Annotated in this window: 14 protein-coding genes; 6 read left to right on the top strand and 8 right to left on the bottom strand. The window is 43.5% G+C overall.

Annotated features, from left to right (window positions below; translation table 11 throughout):
• Positions 1-7: 7 nt before the first annotated feature.
• Entirely contained in the window at positions 8-2,077 is a 2,070-nt protein-coding gene (locus D7V92_RS20285) for a histidine kinase (RefSeq protein WP_121773653.1), read from the top strand.
• Between the two features lie 94 nt (positions 2,078-2,171).
• On the opposite strand, the gene D7V92_RS20280 is transcribed toward D7V92_RS20285, so the two are convergent.
• Entirely contained in the window at positions 2,172-3,047 is an 876-nt protein-coding gene (locus tag D7V92_RS20280; RefSeq protein WP_121773652.1) for an Rpn family recombination-promoting nuclease/putative transposase, read from the bottom strand.
• A gap of 808 nt (positions 3,048-3,855) precedes the next feature.
• Here D7V92_RS20280 and D7V92_RS20275 point away from each other — a divergent pair.
• The gene (locus D7V92_RS20275) at positions 3,856-7,305 is read left to right on the top strand and encodes a DUF6383 domain-containing protein (RefSeq protein ID WP_121773651.1); all 3,450 of its coding nucleotides are present in this window, start codon (positions 3,856-3,858) and stop codon (positions 7,303-7,305) included.
• Between the two features lie 235 nt (positions 7,306-7,540).
• Here D7V92_RS20275 and D7V92_RS20270 read toward each other — a convergent pair whose 3' ends face one another.
• Positions 7,541-8,164 carry a lysine exporter LysO family protein gene (locus tag D7V92_RS20270; RefSeq protein ID WP_005860926.1) on the bottom strand — a complete coding sequence of 208 codons (624 nt, stop codon included), beginning with the start codon at positions 8,162-8,164 and terminating at the stop codon, positions 7,541-7,543.
• Positions 8,154-8,438, bottom strand: coding sequence for a LysO family transporter (locus D7V92_RS20265; protein ID WP_172718840.1), 285 nt, complete (start codon positions 8,436-8,438; stop codon positions 8,154-8,156). The genes D7V92_RS20270 and D7V92_RS20265 overlap by 11 nt, the downstream gene beginning before the upstream one ends.
• A gap of 459 nt (positions 8,439-8,897) precedes the next feature.
• Here D7V92_RS20265 and D7V92_RS20260 point away from each other — a divergent pair, with 459 nt between their 5' ends.
• Both D7V92_RS20260 and D7V92_RS20255 read left to right on the top strand, forming a co-directional pair.
• Positions 8,898-12,131 (top strand): S41 family peptidase, encoded by a 3,234-nt coding sequence (locus D7V92_RS20260; RefSeq protein ID WP_036632841.1) that lies wholly within the window; start codon positions 8,898-8,900, stop codon positions 12,129-12,131.
• A 147-nt stretch (positions 12,132-12,278) separates the two neighbouring features.
• Complete coding sequence (locus D7V92_RS20255) at positions 12,279-12,824, top strand: 3'-5' exonuclease (RefSeq protein ID WP_009276400.1); 546 nt, start codon at positions 12,279-12,281, stop codon at positions 12,822-12,824.
• On the opposite strand, the gene D7V92_RS20250 is transcribed toward D7V92_RS20255, so the two are convergent.
• The 3 genes from D7V92_RS20250 to D7V92_RS20240 form a co-directional block, all read right to left on the bottom strand.
• Positions 12,825-13,997: a dicarboxylate/amino acid:cation symporter gene (locus D7V92_RS20250; RefSeq protein ID WP_005866537.1), complete on the bottom strand. Its 1,173-nt coding sequence runs from the start codon at positions 13,995-13,997 to the stop codon at positions 12,825-12,827.
• Positions 13,966-15,432, bottom strand: a complete 1,467-nt coding sequence (nhaC, locus tag D7V92_RS20245) for a Na+/H+ antiporter NhaC (protein WP_121773650.1) — start codon at positions 15,430-15,432, stop codon at positions 13,966-13,968. Before nhaC ends, D7V92_RS20250 begins: the two co-directional genes overlap by 32 nt.
• 83 nt (positions 15,433-15,515) lie before the next feature.
• The gene (locus tag D7V92_RS20240) at positions 15,516-16,958 is read right to left on the bottom strand and encodes a Na+/H+ antiporter NhaC family protein (RefSeq protein WP_121773649.1); all 1,443 of its coding nucleotides are present in this window, start codon (positions 16,956-16,958) and stop codon (positions 15,516-15,518) included.
• A 132-nt stretch (positions 16,959-17,090) separates the two neighbouring features.
• Here D7V92_RS20240 and D7V92_RS20235 point away from each other — a divergent pair, with 132 nt between their 5' ends.
• Positions 17,091-18,050 carry a PCMD domain-containing protein gene (locus tag D7V92_RS20235; RefSeq protein ID WP_121773648.1) on the top strand — a complete coding sequence of 320 codons (960 nt, stop codon included), beginning with the start codon at positions 17,091-17,093 and terminating at the stop codon, positions 18,048-18,050.
• A 76-nt stretch (positions 18,051-18,126) separates the two neighbouring features.
• Here the strand turns inward: D7V92_RS20235 and D7V92_RS20230 are convergent, their stop codons facing one another.
• Both D7V92_RS20230 and D7V92_RS20225 read right to left on the bottom strand, forming a co-directional pair.
• Positions 18,127-18,873, bottom strand: a complete 747-nt coding sequence (locus D7V92_RS20230) for an MvaI/BcnI restriction endonuclease family protein (RefSeq protein WP_005860943.1) — start codon at positions 18,871-18,873, stop codon at positions 18,127-18,129.
• A complete protein-coding gene (locus D7V92_RS20225) occupies positions 18,863-19,156 on the bottom strand; it encodes a helix-turn-helix transcriptional regulator (protein WP_005860945.1) in 294 nt (97 codons plus the stop codon). The genes D7V92_RS20230 and D7V92_RS20225 overlap by 11 nt, the downstream gene beginning before the upstream one ends.
• A gap of 104 nt (positions 19,157-19,260) precedes the next feature.
• On the opposite strand from D7V92_RS20225, the gene D7V92_RS20220 reads away from it, so the two are divergent.
• Positions 19,261-20,505, top strand: coding sequence for a DNA methyltransferase (locus tag D7V92_RS20220; protein ID WP_008780617.1), 1,245 nt, complete (start codon positions 19,261-19,263; stop codon positions 20,503-20,505).
• The last annotated feature ends 738 nt before the right edge of the window (positions 20,506-21,243 follow it).

The raw sequence follows: 21,243 nt of genomic DNA, 5'->3' as shown, positions 1-21,243 counted from the left end.
TTTGCATATGAACTTTAAAACCGCCAAGATGATGACGAAATATAGGGTGTGTATGACTTTTATGTCCATTTTATTATTGCTATTTCATTTTGTGTTTCTGTTTTCTTGTGGAAAGCTACCGGAAAAAACATTTGCTTTTTCTGATAACCTGCGGATTGACTCTTTGGAACATATGGCTATGGATTCGATTTACCGGAATCCTCGATATGCTCATTCCGCATTGGATGAAGCTTTAAGTCTAACTAAAGATAGCGATAAATATTATAAATTACTTGCGGTTAAAAGCCAGATTTATTTTGCAAATAGTGTATATGATTCCGGGTTTGTTTTACATCGGTCAATTATAGATTATTGCGACCGTGTACCGATGTCTCCCAAGATACATGGACTCTTAGGGACGTTGAAAAATACGGTTGGCAATTATTATTCATTTTTGGATAAAACGGATTCGGCCCTCCTTTGCTATTCCGAGGCGTATCAAGAGATCCGGCAGAGTGAGATGGAGCATAAAATCCCGGATATTTATATCAATATAGCGGATATATATACCCGGAAAGGAGCTTACGATCAGCGAGCCCGCTACTTTCGCCAAGCTCTTTTCGTGAGTGATTCATTGGGTATTATGGATCGGATGTCCTTTCCTATTTATTTTGGTTTGGGCGAGACGTATATGGAATTGAGGGACTTTGACTTATCCGATCACTTTTACCGTTTGGCGGAGAAAGAACTGGATTCTCGTAACTTGAGCGAGAAATTCACCTTTTGCAATAGCCGGGGAAATTACTATTATTACAAGGAAGAGTATGCGAAGGCGCTTCCTTGGTTCTTGAAAGCCCGTGAGGTGGTACGTCCTACTCATATGGATTTCTATACAAACGTATGCGAGATCAATTTAGGGGAGATCTATCTATGTATGGATCAGTTGGATTCCGCTCGTTTTTATCTGGAAAAAGGGTTTAGGTACTTCCATATCTATAATAATAAGACAGCCTTGTACCATTTGACGACCTTGAAGGCTTCGCTAGCTTTAAAAGAGGGGAACTCCGGGCTGGCTTATCAATTGTTGAGGAGTTACACGGATACGGTAGGCATAGATCCCAAGATGGTAGCGATCCGTAATAAGAACTTGCAGAATTACTTCGCTACCACGGGCGATTTTAGACGTGCCTATGAGTACCAAACGAAGAATAGCGTCATTGAGAACAATATTCGTAGCGAACGAACCCAGATGCGTGTCGCCGAGATCGATATGCGTTATAGCCAAGATACGACTTTACTCAAGCGGGAGGCTATTATTAAACAACAGGCCGGCCGGATGGAATACTTGGAAATGAGCCGTTGGGTTTGGATCTTGCTTTTTGTGATCTTATCCATCGTCAGCGGCATGGCTTATTACTTTATGAAACGTAAACGGCATGCCCAATGGTTAAGCCATGTCGATCAGGTGACGAAGCTGAAGATGGAGAGTATCCGCAACCGTGTATCCCCTCATTTTATATTCAACGTTTTGAACCGGGAAATCAGCACGGAAGAGGAGGGAAGCCTCCGCCGCACGCAACTTTCCGGGCTGGTGGAGTTGTTGCGGAGTAGCTTGGAGATCTCGGAAAAGCTCAGTATTACGCTGCGGGAGGAGCTGAGGTTCGTGCGTACGTATCTGAACCTGCAAACGCAAGCGCTGGGGCCGGACTTCCATTTGGCATGGAATATCGATCCTTCCCTTGACACGGACGCGATCTATCTCCCGGCCATGCTGATCCAGATTCCCGTAGAGAATGCCGTGAAACATGGCTTGTGTGCGATTGAGGGCGAGAAGCGATTATCCGTTTTCGTGGAGCGCGACGGGAAAGGCATCCATATCCGTATAGAGGATAATGGACCCGGGTATCGTCCGTTTACGAATGCGGGACATACGAACGGTACGGGGATGGGAACGAAAGTCCTTTACCGTACGATCCTATTGTTGAATAGGAGAAATAAAGAGAAGATCACCTATTCGGTCCAAAGCAAGGAGAAGGGGATGGGGAGCGGAACAATCGTCAGTTTCTTTATTCCGTTGGATTTTAATTACGCTTTCTAGGTATCGTGAATGTACGAAAGTAATCCGGGCCGTTTCCTCCGGATAGTGGAAGGAAGCGGCCCGGATCGAATTGAATCGAATCGGTTGATTCGGGTTATAGTCGCTCAATGTCTTCAACAGAAAGTCCGGAGCATTGGGCGATAAGTTCGGAGTCAAGTCCTTGCTCCTTCATCTTTTGGGCTATCTGGAGTTTTTCCTCTTGACGGCCTTTCTCGATCCCTTTCTGCATCCCTTTTTGCATTCCTTCCTGCATTCCTTTTTCAATCCCTTCCGTTTGTGCGTAATCGATGGTCGCATACCAATCCCGATAATTCTTTAGGTTTTCCTCGTAGATCGCACGTTCTTTTTCGCTGAGTGAGTTGACGTTCGCCACGTCCAGTAAGCGAAGGAAGGTCTCCTGTTCCTCCTTGAAGGGAGATTGTTCAAATAGGTTCATATTCTTCAATGTATAAATCCAACGTTCGAAGGAGCTCTTGCACTCCTCCTTGCTTAAACTGAATAACGGGAACGATATGTAGATCTGCTTCATCTTGATCTCATTGAACACCTTTCCCGTCCTCTCGTTAGCGAGGACAACATCTGTACGGAAGTCTGTGAACTCCGGCAACTTGAAATTCAAGAAATAGACTCCGTAGATGGGTAGCAACCGATATTGCCATTGCTTGCCGATTTGTCCTTGCCGGGCCACCATGCGACAAAGATAATAAAAACCTCTGTTAAAGAAATAGTACTGGGGACAATTCTGCATCTCTAGGATGAACTTGGCCCCGGACACGTCCTCGCAGAGCAGGTCGAATATGATGGTACGGTTCTCGACAATCTCGGGCTTGATCTCCTTGTCGAGGTAGGTGATGTCCTTGATCTGTCGTTCGCCGGCTAGGGCGGCGTTAAGGAACTTGATGGTAACTTGCTTGTCTTGGAAGACAGCCTTAAATCCAGCATCAGTCATGATGTCTACGTATTGTGCCATAGTTAAATGGTTTTAGGTGATTACTGCTCCAAAGGTAAGGTTTATTTTCGTATCGCACATCCTGTTTATTGTATATTTCTTAAAAAGCAGATTCATGGTAGTCAGCTTTACTATTTATAGAAAGTACGATTAGTATTAATAGTAGTGCAAAATACTATGGATAGTAATCGGCTCCCATTTTGATCAATTCTTATTATACGCTGATTATCAGAAATATAAATAACAATCTTTAAATATTAGGCTTATTGTACTTTTTAAGAGATCAAATTTGGTATGGTTGACTTATTCTTTTCACGTATAAAGATAACATTAAATAATAGACTAAGCCGCTAGCATAAAGTTCTCCAAGTGAATAACTAATCACTTCTCAACTCGTAAGCTTATGGCTTGACAAGCCTTGGATTATACGTTTGTAGTATTTGCAATGATTGCATGTGAATGTTTGTATTTTGTATTTATTATGCGGTTATGGATGGATACCATATATAATGTACATGCGTACATTATATAATAGATAGAAACGGCTAGTCTAAACGATCGATTCTTTTAGTCATTTGCAAAGGTACGCGTTTCTTCGATACTTGCAACCCTTCCGAGCTATTTTTTTTTCACTTATCCTCTTTCTTATCAATAGGATAGGTTATCATTTACCAAACAAGCGATTCCTTCAACGAACCTCCCTCTCAAGCGTCTAAAAAACGCAAGATCTAAACGATCGTTTAGACTAGTCGTTTTCGAGAAAAACAAGGGTGCTAAACGGTGGGATGGACTTTAATTAACACTATTATTAATATTAAATTTTTGATTTATGAACAAAAAGATTACTACGCTTTTAGCTAGTGCTATGTTGGCGACTGCATTCTCTGCGGGAGCTAGCATAAACGCTAAGAAGGGCGAGGCTACTTTGTTGGGTGCATCATCAAATTACTTATCTGTAAATACAGAGAATAATTATGGTGCATTGAGCTTTGATCCTACAACTCTTTCTGATTTAAAAGAGTTGAATCCAGCAACATGGACTGTCTCTAACGTGAAGACTTCTTTAGGAAGAACTCTTTATTCTTTCGTAAATAAGGCTACCGGTTTAACATTGTCTGTAGATCCTGCTACAGCTATCGCTGTGGATGACAATAACAAGTCTCAAAAGATCGCTAGTGCTGCTCCATTGGCTTTAGGAGGAAGTGCTTCTGAGTGGGTTGTTGAGACAGTGGGTGGAAAGGATATCTTGGTTTCTTATATTGATGGTGAGAATGTTGTTTATATAGCTCAGTCAGGTAGCAAACTTTATTTGGAGAAAGCAAAGAAAAGTGCAATCTCTACTGCTGCTATAGCTTTGTCTTCTGACCAAGCAAATATTCCTGCAAGTATTTCTTTGGATAGTGACGCATTGAATACTTTATTACATTCAGTAAAGGGCAATAATGCAGCTATCGCTAAAATGTTCTTTGGCTTAACGATGAATCCGGAGACTTCAGGGAATAATAAGAATGTTTTAACTGCTACAGCTTTACATGCAGGGGATCAGGAATTTGATACTCAAAATGGAGGCTATTGGGTAACATTGCAAGCTAAAGACCAAAAGATTGGTGACAAGAAAGCATATGTTGTAGTTGATACCGCTTATTATGACGGAACAGAGACTAGCAAGTTCTTGAAGTTTGCTTGTGATGAACTAAACGCTGATGGCCGTAATGAGGGTTCTTATAAATTTAAGTTCACTTATAACGCTCAGAGAGATGAGCTGTATGCTCAAGTTCAGAAGGCTGTTTATAAGATTACTAAAAACGGCGGTGTATCTGATGAGGATTTCGCTAAATGGGTGAAAGAGGAGAACAACAACTCTAATTGGGTACTTTCTGATAACACAGCTTCTGCTAAGGGAACTCAAACAGCAGCTATTGATAAATACATTTACATGGCTCGTTTGGCCGGTACGAATGTATTGACTGTTAATACAGATGAAACAGATGGTACTACTGCTGGTGCTCTTGTTGCTGTTAAGGATGTTCAGAAAACAGTTATCAAACTTGGTACAAACTTCACGGGTTTGACTCAAACAACTTTGGCAGACGGTGTTTATATGATTCAATATAAATCTACTGGCGGTAATAAACCGGAACAAAACAACGCTTATGCATTGGCTAACTTGGCTGGTAATTTTGGTTGGGCAAAACAAGCAGATCGCCAAGATTTCAACCATATTCCGGCAGCTCAGTGGGTTATTACAAAGAATGGTACGGCTTCTACTGCTTCTATTACGATCCAGAACCGTGAGTTCAACGATTTGTCTGATAATGCTGTAGGTCTGAATAAGAAAACTGTTCAGCTGTATGCTGTAAAAGATAGCAAAGATGTATTCTTCTATAATAACGGTGTTGCTGATACTTTGAGTTTTATCCCTGTTAAAGACGCTAATAACTTAAAGGTTGGTTACAGATACTTGACAGAGGATTCCGCTAAGGTTCAGACATATGTATTCAATTATTTACATGGTTTGGCATTAGATAAATATTTGTATACTCCGGCTGGTAAGGATTCTATCGTTCGTGTAAACGAGAACGGTGATAAGACTAACTTCCGTTTGGAGATCGTGGTTAAGAATGATAACTATGGTGTTGGCGATAGCTTGGTAAGAAATGTTTACTATGTTAAGAATGGCGAGAGCTATTTGTCTTACGATGATGTTGCTAAAAAGTATATGATGAAGAAGGATACTAAAACTCCGTTCTTCTTAAAAGAAAACAACTGTGTGGACGGTAAGCACTATTATGCGTTAGTTGAAGCTGAAATAGTAAAAGTTTATGATAAAGATAATAAAGAATTCTTCATCGTAAAAGATAATTCAGAAGTAAAGGCTCGTGCTTCTGTTGGTGCGGCAGAATCTATAATTACTTATTCATCTGATGAATATACGAATGGTGTAAAAGTTTCTGTTGATGATAATACTCTGGACTTATTACAAGGTTCTACAGATGATAAGTTCAATCAAGGCAATAATCGTGAACTTCGTACATCCGCTTTCGCTGTGGTAACAGATGACTCTCCATTATACCGTCGTTTCAACAACGTAGCATTGGGTGAGAGCGCTACAGACGCTTGCGATAGCTTGGCATTCGTAGAGAGCGTACGTGGTGAGTACTTGATGGATGAGTGGAACAAGAACTTGCAAGACAAGGTGGTTAACTACGCTGGTATCTGGAATAAGGATAAAGCTAATGGTAAATTGTTCTTCCATATCGATACGGCTTGGGTAAATCGTGGCGCAGGTAATATCAAACCTCAATATTTGATCTCTGCGGCTCACGTAGATGTACCGGGAACTCCGGGTGTACCTTGTACTTATGCGCATAATCACTATGATAATGCTGGTAATAAGGTTGATGCTGCTCACTGCTCACACGCTACTCCTGCTCATGCTGGTTACCACTATGGTAAATATTTGGTAAACTTCTCTGATTCTGCGAAGGTATATGATGAAAGAATAGTTGCTAATCCGTATAAATTAAGTACTAACTCAAGTGTTAATAGCAGCTATACTCGCGTTGGTTTCGTTGAGGCTATTCACATGGGTGACAGCTTGTATGTATTGACAAATGGTTTCGAGAAGATGGCTCCGGCTGATTTGGATACGGCTGAAATCATCGCTAACTATAAAAAAGCAAAAATTGAACATTTCATTGTGAACTTGACAGGTGATAAACATAAGAACGTAACTTGGTCTTTCCGTTATGTAAATCCTGACAAGGCTGGAAATGTAACAGAAGAAGGTGCAGATAACTCTTTCTTGTTTGAGTCTAATGTTTATGGTTCAGCGAAAGTTAATGGACAAACGGTTTATGATGATCAGTATACAACTGTTTATGGCAATAAAGATGAAGCAATTGCTCCGAAAGAGAATGTTGCTTGGTTGAAGATGCATAATGGTTGCTTGGTAATCACAGATAAGAACGCTAAGTTTGATAATGCTAAGACTAGCGGTGACGGTGCCTTGGTATTCAATGTACAACGCATGACAGAAGATGATGAATTTGTTACTTCTAACGATGAGATCGCTACTGAAGGCGTATCCGTAATCGCAGGTAACGGTACCGTAACCGTTCAAGGCGCAGCTGGTAAGTCTGTAGTTATCACGAATATCTTGGGTAAGGTAATCGCTGAGACCGTTCTTACTTCCGATAACGCTACAATCTCCGTGCCTGCCGGTATCGTAGCAGTGGCTGTTGATGGTGAGGAAGCTGTTAAGGCTATCGTTAAATAAGAATTTAACAAAATAAGATAATCATACAATTCCCGTGCGGGTATCGATCCAAGTAATCCGTGACGGATGAACAGGCGGGAGTTGGATTAATATTAATACTAAAGTAATAAATTAAGAGGTCCGTAAGTACCTCCGTGAGGAGGAAGTACGGATAAAGGAACAAGAGGATGCGTCGATATAATGTACGCATCCTCTTTTGTGTCTATAGCGCGGGTATCGAGGATAAATCCTGCTTCTACTTGCAAAAGAGCGAGATAAGCAACGGCACGCTGATCTCGAGGATAATCCCGTGAATAATAGCCACAGGTACGATATTCTTTCCGGAATACCGGCTGATAACCGGAAGGCAGACATCCATGGAATTGATTCCCGCCACGGATACCGGAGCGAATTTACCAAAGAAAGAGGCATACAGCGGTGCCCCGAATAAAGCTAACATTTCCCGGATGATATTAGCCAATAACGCGATAGCCCCAAGTTGCGAAGCGATCTCTATCCCTGCCGACGCCTCTTTCAGTTGTACGATAAGCAAGGAGGATAAGGAATAATAGGCGAATCCGCTTCCTACAGCCATACAATCATATATATTCCACGAGGTCAATAACAAACTTGCCGCCGCAGAGAATACTAACGTGCCGATGATCGTAAAGAACGGCAGTAGCAAACTGGAAAACCGGATATCCTTTACCATCTTTCCTAATTCGGCGTTTGCTCCCAGATTCAATCCTACTTGGATAACGAGGGCGTATAGCAAGAATTGCGGTAGTTTTTCGCAATACGTGGAGATAGTCGTGTTGGCGAAGGTTCCGCAAAAGATTCCCGCTGTGAAACATAAGATAACGATTAGGTTATTTTTCATTGAGACCTCCTTTCTTGATAAATAATTTATAAGCGATAAAAGATGCTACCAGACTTCCCAATACTCCGCAAATAGCAAGTATGGCTGCTTGTATTCCAAACTCACCAATATTATTCAGCAAAGATTGGTTGGCTCCTATGGTAATACCAAATATGAACAACATTGCGAAAATCGTATAAGAGATGGAATGTTCCAATCCCTTGAAAGCGGGGACGTGTCGGCATAAATAACCGACGCTTATCCCCAGACCTAATAGACCTAGAATGATAAACATAAGCATATTGTATTTTGAGATGCGCAAGACATCTTTTCCCCGGAAACGAAGCATACGAATACTCCCTCTTTTCCGCAGAAGTTAAACTTGAGTGCAATTAAGACCTAGATGTAGGTGTAAGAAGAGAACTATAAAAAGAAGTCCTCTCAAGAAGAGTATGGATGGATTTAGACAAAACCGCTGAACCAATGAACATGCACGATCGTATTGCCCGAGAAAGCCCGGGTATACCATCTTTTTGAGTTGTTCAGGAGCTTCTTGTTCATCTTATTTGTATCATTGTTTGATTTCCGGCGCAAAGGTAGTAATAAATTAGAGATTCTAAAACTTTTTCTAGGATCGGATATATAAGGGACTTGACTTGGATTTTGGATCTTTTTATGTACATTTGAGGTCCTACCCGCTATTGGGCCAACTAAAAACGGATAGAACAGATATGATTAAAAGAAAAGATTGGTTATGAGGAAAAGAATGATTTTAACAGCATTGGCGGCTGTCGCTATCCCTACGTTGTTGATGGCGGCGGATGAGGCGAGATTAATGCGCTTTCCGGCTACAAATGGTTCAGAGATTGTATTCTCGTACGCTGGCGATTTATATAAGGTCCCGGCTACAGGTGGTGAGGCACAGCGATTGACATCGTATGTGGGGTATGAGATGTTTCCCCGTTTCTCCCCGGATGGTAAGACGATCGCTTTTACGGGACAGTACGACGGTAACACGGAAGTGTACACGATGCCCTCTTCCGGCGGTGAGCCATTGCGTATCACTTACACGGCTACGAATAGCCGTGATGATCTGGGCGATCGCATGGGCCCGAACAATATCGTGATGACTTGGACACCGGACGGTAATGGTATTGTTTACCGCAACCGCATCAGCGATGGGTTCTCTGGTAAGTTATATACGGTAAATAAAGAAGGTGGCCTTTCCGAGGTGGTTCCCTTGCCCGAGGGCGGCTTTTGTAGCTATTCGCCCGACGGAAAACAATTGGCTTACAACCGGGTAATGCGTGAGTTCCGTACATGGAAATACTATAAGGGCGGTATGGCCGATGATATCTGGGTGTATAATCCGGAGAAGAAAAGTGTAGAGAATATCACGAACAATGAGGCGCAAGATATCTTTCCGATGTGGATTGGTGATGAGATCTATTTCCTTTCGGATCGGGATTACACGATGAACTTGTTCGTTTACAATACGAAGACAAAACAAACAAGTAAGGTGACGAACTTCACCGAGTACGACGTGAAATTCCCTAGCAGCTTCGGCAATACGATCGTTTTCGAGAATGGAGGCTATATCTATAAGATGGATGCGGCGTCGAAGAAACCGGAGAAAGTGAACGTAACCCTCGCCTCCGATAATGTCTACGCACGTAGCGAGATCAAGGATGGTTCCAAATATATCACGAGTGCCAGCCTCTCCCCAAAAGGTGAGCGTATGGTGGTGACAGCTCGTGGCGAGGTATTCAATATCCCGGTAGATAAAGGGGTTACGAAAAATATCACCCGTACTCCGGGAGCGCACGAACGTGACGCTCAATGGTCGCCGGACGGAAAACATATAGCATATATCTCCGACGCTACCGGCGAGACCGAGCTGTATCTCCAAGATTCCGAGGGGGGCGAGCCTACCCAGTTGACCAAGAATAACGATACGTATATTCGTACTTTCCAGTGGAGTCCGGATTCCAAGAAGATTGTCTATACGGATCGTAAAAATCGGATCAATCTTTTGGACGTATCTAACAAACAGCTAACAAATATCTCACAAAGTCTGTTAGGTGAAGCCCGCAACGTAAGTTTCTCTCCGGATAATAATTGGTTGACTTATTCCCGTGTGTCCGATAATAATTTCTCAATCGTCTATGTCTACGATATCGCGGGTAAGAAAGAATATCCCGTGACCGATAAATGGTACGAGTCTTATTCTCCGGTATTCAGTACGGATGGCAAATATCTGGTATTCACTTCCGCCCGTGATTTCAATCCTACGTATAGCCAAACGGAATGGAATCATGTGTATAATAATATGGGTGGCGTATATCTGGCGTTATTGTCTAAGGATACCGCTTCCCCGTTTATGGAAACGGATGCGGAGGTAGCCATTGAATCTACCCCGGCGAAAGCGGATGCCTCTAAAAAGGACGAGACAAAGAATGAGGCTTCTACTCCGGTCGTAAAGATTGATATAGAGTGTATTACGGATCGAATCGTTAAGCTCCCCTTGCCGGGATCGAATTACTACGATCTTTATTCCGATGGAACGAACGTGTATTATTTCACGAAAGGCGGCATGAAGATGTTTGACTTGAAGAAACAGAAAGAGGAAACCGTTAGCGATGCCGCTATGATGGTTGATCCGGCTGGCAAGAAAGCTGTTTTCTTTAAGGACGATCAACTATTCGTAACCGATATACCGAAGGGTAAAGCGGATTTAAGTAAGCCGGTTAATCTGGCGAATATGAAGATCACGGTAGACTATACGAAGGAATGGGCGCAAATCTTCGATGAGGCTTGGCGTGCTTTCCGGGATGGTTTCTATCTGGAGAATATGCATGGCAAGGATTGGAAGGCGATCAAGGAGAAATACGCCGCCCTTCTTCCTTACGTGAAAACACGTTTGGACTTGAATTATATTATTGGCGAGATGATCGGCGAGCTGGGAGTAGGGCATGCTTATGTGAACCCCGGTGAGGTGGAAAGTCCTAAACGGGTATCGATGGGTCTGCTAGGTGCTGAGGTTTCTCGGGATAAGAGTGGTTTCTTCCGCTTGGAAAAGATCCTGCCGGGGGCTTCTTGGAGTAAGGAATTACGTTCTCCATTGACAGAGCCGGGTGTTGAGGCGAAGGCCGGAGAGTATATCGTCGCTATAGACGGAGTACCTACGAATAGCGTGAACGATATGTATAAGTTGTTGATCGGGAAGGCGAACGTTCCGACCGAGTTGTCCTTGAATAGCAAGCCTCAGTTGGCGGGCGCTCGTAAGATCGTGGTCAGTCCGTTGGCGGAAGAATATTCTTTGTATCACTATAATTGGATCCAAGATAATATCAAGAAGGTAGATAAGGCGACGAACGGTAAGGTCGGTTATATCTATATCCCGGATATGGGGCCGGAAGGCTTGAATGAGTTCTCCCGCTATTTCTATCCGCAATTGGATAAAGAAGGTTTGATTATCGATGATCGTGCGAATGGCGGTGGAAATGTCTCCCCGATGATTCTGGAACGTCTGTCTCGTGAGCCGTATCGTTTGACAATGCGCCGGGGTTCTTCTTTGATCGGGACCGTACCGGATGCCGTACAGGTTGGCCCGAAAGTTTGCTTGATCAATAAGTATTCCGCTTCCGATGGCGATTTATTCCCGTGGGGCTTCCGTGCGCTTGGCTTAGGTAAATTGATTGGAACCCGTACTTGGGGCGGTATCATCGGTATTAGCGGCCCGCTTCCTTATATGGACGGTACGGATATCCGTGTGCCTTTCTTCACGAGCTATGATCCGAAGACGGGTAACTGGATTATCGAGAACCACGGTGTGGATCCGGATATCTTGATCGATAACGACCCCATCAAGGAATGGAACGGTGAGGATCAACAATTAGACCGTGCTATCGAGGAAGTCATGAAACAATTAAAAGAACGCAAACCGCTAGCCCCTGTCCCCGCACCAAGGGACTGGAGCCATAAATAATGAGAGGTTATTTGTAGAGATGGGGCGTGCCCCGTCTCATCCCGACAAAATAGTAATTAAAATACTATCAGATAGTGGTGAGACGGGGCACGCCCCGTCTCTACAAATAAATAAATAGTAAACGGATTAAAAACTAGTAATCTATCTATGGAACGATTCGCAGCCATTGACTTTGAGACCGCTAATGGAAAGCGGAGCAGTATTTGCAGTATAGGTATCGCCATATTGGAGGATGACTGGGTAGTAGATAGCATTTATACCTTGGTACGTCCTACCCCTAATTTCTATACCCGTTGGACTACGGCTATACATGGGTTGAGCGCTGAGGATACGAATGATGCGTTATGTTTCGAGGAGGCTTGGGAAAGCATCGCCCCGAAACTAAAGGATCTCCCCCTTGTTGCCCATAACAGTCCGTTTGATGAGGGATGCCTGAAAGCCGCCCACGAGGTATATGACTTAGCCTATCCGAAATATCCCTTCTATTGCACTTGCCGTCTATCCCGGAAGATGTACCCATTTCTGGTAAATCATCAGTTGCAGACAGTAGCCGCCCACTGCGGTTACGACCTTACCCAACATCATAACGCCATGGCCGACGCTTACGCCTGTGCCCATATCGCCCTTACGATGATGCGGGAAAAAGAGGTCGATACCTTGGAGGCGCTTATGGCTTCCTGCTACTCTAGGTAACTATGGGGTGTTTTTCCCGGCTATTTTATCCACCACGACAGCGATAGCGCCATCTCCCGTCACGTTGCAAGCGGTGCCAAAACTATCCATGGCAATATAAAGGGCGATCATCAACGCTTGCAGTGTCTCATTGAATCCCAGCATACTTTGCAAGATACCCAAAGCGGCCATAATAGCCCCTCCCGGAACCCCCGGAGCCGCTACCATCGTAATTCCCAGCATCATGATAAATCCGCTGAAGTTGGAGAAGGTAACCGGTTCTCCCGCCATGATCATGATAGCCATAGCGCAAGCTACGATTTTCATGGTGCTACCTGCCAGATGGATCGTTGCGCAAAGCGGTACGGTAAAGATCGCTATATTCTCCCGTACGCCATTCTTGACAGCCTGCGCCAGTGTCACGGGAATCGTGGCGGCGGAGGATTGGGTCCCCAGAGCCGTAGCGTAGGCCGGTAACATATTCTTCAAGAGGCGGAGCGGATTCTTCCCGGCTATGGCTCCGGCTATCGTGAATTGGATCAATAACAATAATACATGTAAGACAAAGATGACTATGATAACCTTAAGGAACATCGTGATAATACTCATGACTTGTCCACTCACGGTCATGTTCAGGAAGATACCGAAAATATGGAGCGGTAATAACGGGATGATAACCACCTCGATCAGCTTAATGATAATTTCCTTGAAATCCGTGAAAGAGTCACGCAGGGTGGTTCCCGCTATATTAGAAAGCCCTAGGCCAATCGTAAAGGATAGCAGCAAGGCTGTCATGACATCCATTAAAGGCGGCATATTTACCACGAAGTAAGGTGTCAGCATGAAATCTTCCGGATTCTCCATCGCCGTCAATTCCGTGTTGGTCGGTAGTATGTGCGGGAATATAGCCGATCCGCTCAGGAACGTGAAGAAACCCGAGAAGACTGTTGAACCGTAGGCGATCAAGGCGGTTATCAACAATAGCTTTCCGGCTCCTTTACCCAGATCTCCGATAGCGGGAGTCACCAGCCCCAATATGATTAGAGGGATGGAGAACGATAGGAAGTTGCCGAACAATGAATTGAAGGTTACAAAGATACGTGCGATTCCTCCCGGTAAAAACTGGCCGAACAATACGCCGGCGGCGATAGCGATAACGACTTTAGTTAACAATGATACTCTGATCTTCTTCATGGTGTTGCTTTATTTTGAAGCCAATGGCGGCCATCGTAATACTCATCAACGGACTGATCAGGTTAAAGAAGCAATAAGGAAGATACGTCAGAGTCGCTACGCCTAATATCGTGGCTTGCGTCATGCCACAGGTGTTCCACGGTACCAGCACGGACGTTACGGTTACGGAATCTTCCGTCGTACGGCTTAACAGGCGACTCTCATATCCTTTTTTCTTGTAGATATCCTTGAACATATTTCCGGTAAGGATAATGGATATGTATTGGTCGGCCGTAACGATATTCAAGAATAAGCCGGAACATACGGTAGACGCCACCATGCCGACCCTCCGTTTCATAAAGCGAAGGAATACAGACGTAAGGCTTTCCAGCATACCGCTGGCCGTCATGGAGCCGCCGAAGCACATGGCGCAGATGATCAGCCAAATCGTATTCATCATGCCCGCCATACCCCGGGTAGCGACCAAGCTGTTCAAGGCCTCGTTGCCCGTATTGATCTGGGTACTCCCGTAGAATGTCATGAATAATCCCTTAAACAGGGAGGAGGCATCCGCTACCGACGCTCCCGCTACCTCTTGCAATAAATGAGGCTGGAAAAAGATCGCGAACACCCCGGCCATCGCCGTCGAGATAAACAAGGTGATCAAAGACGGTACTTTTTTGGCGATTAATATACCCGTTACCACCGGTACGATCAGTAGCCAGAGCGAGATATTAAAACTTTCGTTCAACGAGGCGGCGAACTCGGCTATTTGCCCGGATGCGTTCGAGGTATGCGTAAAACCCGCTATGGTAAAGATAATCAACGTGATCACCATAGACGGTATTGTCGTAAGCATCATATACCGGATATGGGAGAACAAAGGGGTATGCGTTACGGAAGAGGCTAATACCGTCGTGTCCGAAAGCGGTGAGATCTTATCCCCGAAATAAGCGCCCGAGATGATCGCCCCGGCTACCCACCCCGTAGCGAAGCCCTGTGCCTCACCGATACCCATCAAGGCGATACCGATCGTGGCGATGGTAGTCCACGAGCTACCGGTCATAACGGATACGACAGCGCAGATCACGCAACAAGAGGCAAGGAAGAAACTCGGATGAATGATTTGCATCCCGTAATAAATCAAGGTCGGGACGATACCGCTGATCATCCAGCTACCGGATAAAGCGCCAATCAACAATAGGATAATTATAGCTGTGGCCACTCCCAATATGTTTTTACATATCGCCTCTTCTATATCACGCCATTTGACTTTGCAGAAGATCATGGCCAAAAGGGAGGCTACCGCCGTGGTGGTAAGTAATACGACTTGGCTTCCGCCGCTCAATGCGTCGCTGCCAAAAGTGCGTATGGTTACAAACAAAAGAGCTACCAGCACGAGGATAGGCACTAGTGAAAGTAGAGGGGAGGGCATCTTCTTAAGATGATTTTCCATTGTTCATTCAGTCGCTTAAATAATGATGGTGCGAAAATACTAAAAATACCTTGAATAACGCTATGAATTATAGATTGATTTCCTTATTTCACAGTCTTTTGGACGATCTTATAACCGGTTGCCGCTATAAGAATGCTCATAAACGGGCTGACGATATTAAAGATGCAATAAGGGAAATAAGTCCAAGTAGATACGCCAAGGATTGTAGATTGCGTCATGCCGCAAGTCGTCCACGGGATCAGCACGGAGGTGACGGTGACGGAGTCTTCCGTTGTCCGGCTAAGCAGGCGGCTCTCGAATCCCCGTTGCTTATATACTTCTTTAAACATTTCGCTGTTCAGGATGATGGCGATAAACTGGTCCGCCGTGCAGATGTTCAAGGATAATCCGGACACGACGGTAGAGGCGACCATGCTGGTACGGCCTCGCATGAAATGCAAGAAGATACGTGTGATGCTTTCCAGCATGCCGCTAGCGGACATGGCCCCGCCGAAACACATGGCGCAAATGATCAGCCAAATCGTGTTCATCATCCCGGCCATTCCCCGGGTAGAGACTAGAGAGTTCAGGGCCTCGTTGCCGGTCTGTATCTGCGTGCTGTCATAGAAAGTCATCAGCAGGCCTTTGATATAGGCGATAATTCCGCTATCCGTGATCCCGGAAATCTCCAATAATGCGTTTGGCTGGAAGATCAAGGCGGATATTCCGGCGAGTATGGAAGAGGCGAAAAGCACTACGATCGAAGGTGTCTTCTTGGCGATCATGATTCCGGTAACGATCGGTACGATCATAAGCCAAGGCGTGATATGGAACGAGCCTTTCAAGGCTTCGGAGAAAGCGGCTATCTGGGATGCGTCCGCTGCCTCCCTCGAGAATCCGGCGATGCTGAATACGATCAGTGTGACGATCATAGAGGGAACGGTCGTATAAAGCATATACCGGATATGCGTGAAAAGGGGCGTGTCCGTTACGGAGGCCGCCAATACCGTCGTGTCTGATAAGGGCGACATCTTATCCCCGAAATAAGCGCCCGAGATAATCGCTCCCGCTACCCACCCCGTACTGAAGCCTTGCGCCTCGCCAATCCCGATCAAGGCGATCCCGATGGTGGCGATGGTAGTCCACGAGCTACCCGTCATGACCGATACGATACTGCATAGCAGACAACAGGCCACGAGGAAGAAATCCGTTTGCATGACTTGCAACCCGTAATAGATCAAGGACGGCACGATCCCGCTTACCATCCAACTGCCCGATAGGGTTCCGATCAATAAAAGGATGATGACAGACGGTGCGATCCCATAGATGTTACGGGCGATTTGCCCCTCGATATCTTCCCACTTGATCCTGCAATGAAAGACGGCGATCAAAGAGCAGATCGAGGTGGCTATCAATAATACGATTTGGCTGGCTCCTCCAAGGGAATCGCCCCGGAAAATATAGATGGCTACGGCCAGCATGATGACTAATGTCACTACGGGTAGTAAAGAGATCGCGATGGAGGGTGTCCGGGGCTTTTCTGCCATGGGTTTATTCACGTCGTTTGTTATTTATCATGGATAATCCGAATAAATTCTTTATACGGACCTTCCTTGTGTTATCGATTCTAATTAATTTCGCTGCAAAAATAAAAAAGGATTTGGATAGGGGGGTAACTTATGGTAGTAAATAATCGGTTAGGCTATTTATTTGTCTTTTTGGGGATGAGTATGGCGCTATATGCCCAGCGAAAGACGGAAGTGATCCGTTATGGCGATCTGGATCAGTGGGTGGTACGTAAGATCACGGAATCGGCTATTATCGGGAAGGAGACAAAGACTCTTTACTGCGTTGGCCCTATGGATACGATTATCGGAAATAAACCTTTTGAGCCGAAAGCTTCGCCTTGGGGCAGTTCTAACGTGATGGCAAGGGTGAGCGGGATTACGAAAGCTAGCGTCAGTGTCTACCCCGAAAGACGGGATGAGGGGTATTGCGCACGGCTGGAGACGGGTATAGAATCGATCTCGGCGATGGGTATCATGAACGTGAAGGTGCTGGTCGGTGGATGCCTCTATCTCGGCCGTTTTCTGGAACCGGCGAAGAATTCTTCGGAGACGTGGGGACAGATCGTTTGCGGTATCCCGTTTCACCAAAAACCTACGTCCTTGTTATTCGATTATAAGGTGAAACTCTCCGGTGATCCCAATCGTATTAAATTGAGTGGTTTTAGCAAGAGATCGGAGGTAAATGGCATTGATATGCCTTTGGTGAATCTCTTTCTTCAGAAGCGTTGGGAAGATAAGGACGGGAACATATATGCTAAGCGTATCGGTACGCTGGTAATCCGGATGGATAAAAATACGGATTGGGTAAACGATGCCAGTTTCACGATCTTATACGGCGATATCACGAAACGTAGCGATTATGAAGAATATATGGGGTTTCAACTCGGTGAGTCCGCCCGTTATAGTTTGAACAGCAAAGGCAAGAATGTGCCTATCCAAGAAATCGGCTGGGGAACGGAGGACGATGAGGTAACCCATATGATCTTAGAGTTCTGTTCCAGTCACGGAGGCTCATACATAGGGTCTCCGGGAAATACCTTTTGGGTGGATAATATCCGGTTGGGATATTGATCCTATTATCGTTGAAACCCTATGGTATTTGTCTCCGGTCTTGATACGGAAGCCAACAAATGAAGCGTAGCTTGTTTTATTCTATGGTTTCGTGATCAGAATATAATAGTCTGATATTAGCCTCTAATATTCTGAATCCACTCCCATGGTCGTGCGGCATACCATATTTGGGGCCAGATTTATAGCTCCCGATTCTTATATCATACATTATCTTCCCATCGGTTAAGAGTGATATAAAACGTTCAAATGATGGCTCTGTATATATATCGGCTTTATTGAAGTAGAAGAGTTCCTTACCTCCTTCTTTTTTCGTTTGGGCAGTTACATATAATAAGTTCTTTAGCTTCTTTGTTAGTGCTTTTTGAATGTCTTGATAGGTGTAACCTACGCTACAATCTAACAGCTCTTTTGTATTTAAGTCAAATACTCCTATTAATATTGTCTTGGCGACAGGGTTGTTTAGGAGTTTAAAAGAATATTTCTTCATATATGTGTTATAGCTATTTGCAAACATAGACGTATGCAAGCTATTTATAGATGGTGCATCTTCATAAGGTGTGCCAAATTTATCTTTTAAATAAGCATTCGCGCGTTTGGGAAATGAGGGGCTTTTAGTGAATAGGGTAACGTAAGAGCATGAAGCGCCGCGATGAGATTTTATTTCGAATCCAGCTAAATCGGGCTCGTCTAAATTGTTCTCGACAACTCCGATGTAATCTTCAAATGTTTTTCCAATCCCAGTATTGTTGGCTCTATTGCTTGGAACATATTCCAAGGATTTAACCTCTTTGAACTTTGAAATAATAAAATCCTTATTCTCCATAACGTATTATATTAAATATGAGTAAGTCAATAATATCTCTATCTTTGGAAAAATCTTCCTCTGATATGAATAGCTGTTCTATGGTAATGTTGAAATAGTGGCATATTTTATAGATCTGACTAAGGGTGTACTTATGTGGAAATTTAGGGCTTTCTATACTCCCTATTAAGCCCGGAGCCACTTCGAGGAGATTCGACAACTCTTTTTGGCTAACATTGTTGGCCTCTCTTAGCTCCTTTATCTTAAGGATGATTTCAAGTTGATACTCGGTCTTTCTAATCATTATTGTTATTTTTGCCCAAAAATATAGTTTTATATATGCTTATGTACTCACAATATGTGAGCAATTGAGTATATTTGCACTCACATAATATAAGTAAGGAAGGTATGTACAAAAGAACGATTGATAATAGGTGGAGCTTTAAGGATGCCGATACCAAAGAATTTACTCATTGCTATCATGCGTATCCTGCGATGATGATTCCCCAAGTAGCAAGAGCTCTAATAGAGGAATATAAGCCAGAGGATGGAGTTGAGCTACTTTTTGATCCATATATGGGAAGCGGTACATCGTTAGTTGAGGCTTCTATAAAAGGTATAAACGCGATAGGAACAGACCTTAATCCATTGGCTAGATTGATGAGCCATGTAAAAACAACCCATTATGATTTATCTTGTATCAGAGATACTTTTTCAATGATGCAAGCCTTGTTCTTTGAGTATTCTGAAGATAAGGTCAAGAATAAGAATTTCGATAATATTTCTAATTATACTTATTGGTATTCCAGAGATAGCCTTTTGCGCCTTTCTTATATTTATCAAGTAATTAATGAATGTGTGGCTTTGGATTTCGCTGATTTCTTTAAAGTTCCTCTTTCCGAGACTGTTAGAGAGGTGTCGTTTACGAGGAATGGAGAATTTAAGCGGTTTAGGATGAAGGAAGAGAAAATTAAAGACTTCAAACCGGATGTCTTTCGATTGTTTGAAGAAAAGGTTATAAGAAATATAAATGGACTTGAGGAGTTTAATAGTATAAAATATCCATGTAATATAGGTATCTATGACTTTAATAGTACTATAGAAATCCCTTCCGATATAATACAGCCGAATAGTGTTGATATGGTTGTAACCTCTCCGCCTTATGGCGATAGTAGAACAACCGTTGCTTATGGACAATTTTCAAGGTGGGCAAATGAATGGTTCAATTTTGAAAATGCTAAAACACTAGATAATCTCCTAATGGGGGGACGAGTTCAGAAAGAGGAACTTTTTGAGACTAAAAGCATTAAATCTGAACTGGACGAAATAAAGAGCATTGATCCAAAGAGAAATTTGGAAGTGGTCTCGTTTCTTAATGATTATAGCTGTTCTATAAAGAATGTCGCGTCTGTAATAAAGAGTGGTGGAGTCGTTTGTTATGTCGTAGGGAACAGAACGGTTAAGGGGGTTCAAATTCCATTAGATTACTTTACTGCTGAAATGTTTGAGAAGAATGGTTTTACACATATCGATACTATTGTTAGAGAAATACCTAACAAAAGGATGCCTTCCAAAACAAGTCCTACTAATGTGGCAGGGAAGAAGGTTAGCACGATGTGCAATGAATATATAGTCATATTGGAGAAGAAATAAGGAAAGAGGCTGTTTTATTTGACTGAATTGATAGCCAATGGCTCCCAGTGTCGAGTTCTTTCTTTTTGACAGTTTGTAATCTTAACGCCCGTAGAATCGATTATTGCGGGGGAATGTACAGTCTACTCTTAAATTTGAGTTAAAATATATTTAATCGCTTGTTGGATAGTTGGATATCAAAAGAGGCTCTTTTGTTCTAGCGAAACTAGCTCATCCTAATTCCTATTTTATGGGATGAAAAACCTATCTCAATGGGTTACGATAGGGAAGTGACAGGATTATGATGGCTATTCTTGATAGTTCACGACCCTATTCTTGACTATTCACGATGCCCAACGGCACTATTGGCGTTGCCAAACACGACTGATAGTGTAGGCTTTTGTCGATACTCGTGTGTAAAAAGTAGTACTTTGCCGCATAAAACGCCGCTTACAACCTCCTTTTTCTCATTATCTTGCCTCTTTTACGAATAGCCTATGTCACGATATGCGCTTTATTTCAGTCAAAAGGATTGTATGAATGCTGTTTTACTGACAGGGAGATTTGCGGGAAATAGTCTGTATTGGAAGTAAAATATAAATAGATAATTGAAAGTAGAAATGAATTGTTCTTTTAATGTACGCTCGTACATTAATGTATAGTTAAATACGTTGATATTTGAGAATTTTTTATGGGATAGAAACGACTAGTTTAAACGATCGATTCTTTTAGTCATTTGCAAAGGTACGCGTTTCTTCG

The organism is Parabacteroides sp. CH2-D42-20 (genome assembly GCF_003670185.1).
Taxonomy (GTDB): Bacteria; Bacteroidota; Bacteroidia; order Bacteroidales; family Tannerellaceae; genus Parabacteroides; species Parabacteroides distasonis.
Note: the sequence above shows the minus strand (reverse complement) of the source record. Positions and strands in the feature narration are given on the sequence as shown.

Excerpts from the sequence above, each read along its gene's own strand:
- D7V92_RS20285 (WP_121773653.1), top strand. The coding sequence starts at position 8 with ATGAACTTTAAAACCGCCAAGATGATGACGAAATATAGGGTGTGTATG.
- D7V92_RS20280 (WP_121773652.1), bottom strand. The coding sequence starts at position 3,047 with ATGGCACAATACGTAGACATCATGACTGATGCTGGATTTAAGGCTGTC.
- D7V92_RS20275 (WP_121773651.1), top strand. The coding sequence starts at position 3,856 with ATGAACAAAAAGATTACTACGCTTTTAGCTAGTGCTATGTTGGCGACT.
- D7V92_RS20270 (WP_005860926.1), bottom strand. The coding sequence starts at position 8,164 with ATGAAAAATAACCTAATCGTTATCTTATGTTTCACAGCGGGAATCTTT.
- D7V92_RS20265 (WP_172718840.1), bottom strand. The coding sequence starts at position 8,438 with ATGTTTATCATTCTAGGTCTATTAGGTCTGGGGATAAGCGTCGGTTAT.
- D7V92_RS20260 (WP_036632841.1), top strand. The coding sequence starts at position 8,898 with ATGAGGAAAAGAATGATTTTAACAGCATTGGCGGCTGTCGCTATCCCT.
- D7V92_RS20255 (WP_009276400.1), top strand. The coding sequence starts at position 12,279 with ATGGAACGATTCGCAGCCATTGACTTTGAGACCGCTAATGGAAAGCGG.
- D7V92_RS20250 (WP_005866537.1), bottom strand. The coding sequence starts at position 13,997 with ATGAAGAAGATCAGAGTATCATTGTTAACTAAAGTCGTTATCGCTATC.
- nhaC (WP_121773650.1), bottom strand. The coding sequence starts at position 15,432 with ATGGAAAATCATCTTAAGAAGATGCCCTCCCCTCTACTTTCACTAGTG.
- D7V92_RS20240 (WP_121773649.1), bottom strand. The coding sequence starts at position 16,958 with ATGGCAGAAAAGCCCCGGACACCCTCCATCGCGATCTCTTTACTACCC.
- D7V92_RS20235 (WP_121773648.1), top strand. The coding sequence starts at position 17,091 with ATGGTAGTAAATAATCGGTTAGGCTATTTATTTGTCTTTTTGGGGATG.
- D7V92_RS20230 (WP_005860943.1), bottom strand. The coding sequence starts at position 18,873 with ATGGAGAATAAGGATTTTATTATTTCAAAGTTCAAAGAGGTTAAATCC.
- D7V92_RS20225 (WP_005860945.1), bottom strand. The coding sequence starts at position 19,156 with ATGATTAGAAAGACCGAGTATCAACTTGAAATCATCCTTAAGATAAAG.
- D7V92_RS20220 (WP_008780617.1), top strand. The coding sequence starts at position 19,261 with ATGTACAAAAGAACGATTGATAATAGGTGGAGCTTTAAGGATGCCGAT.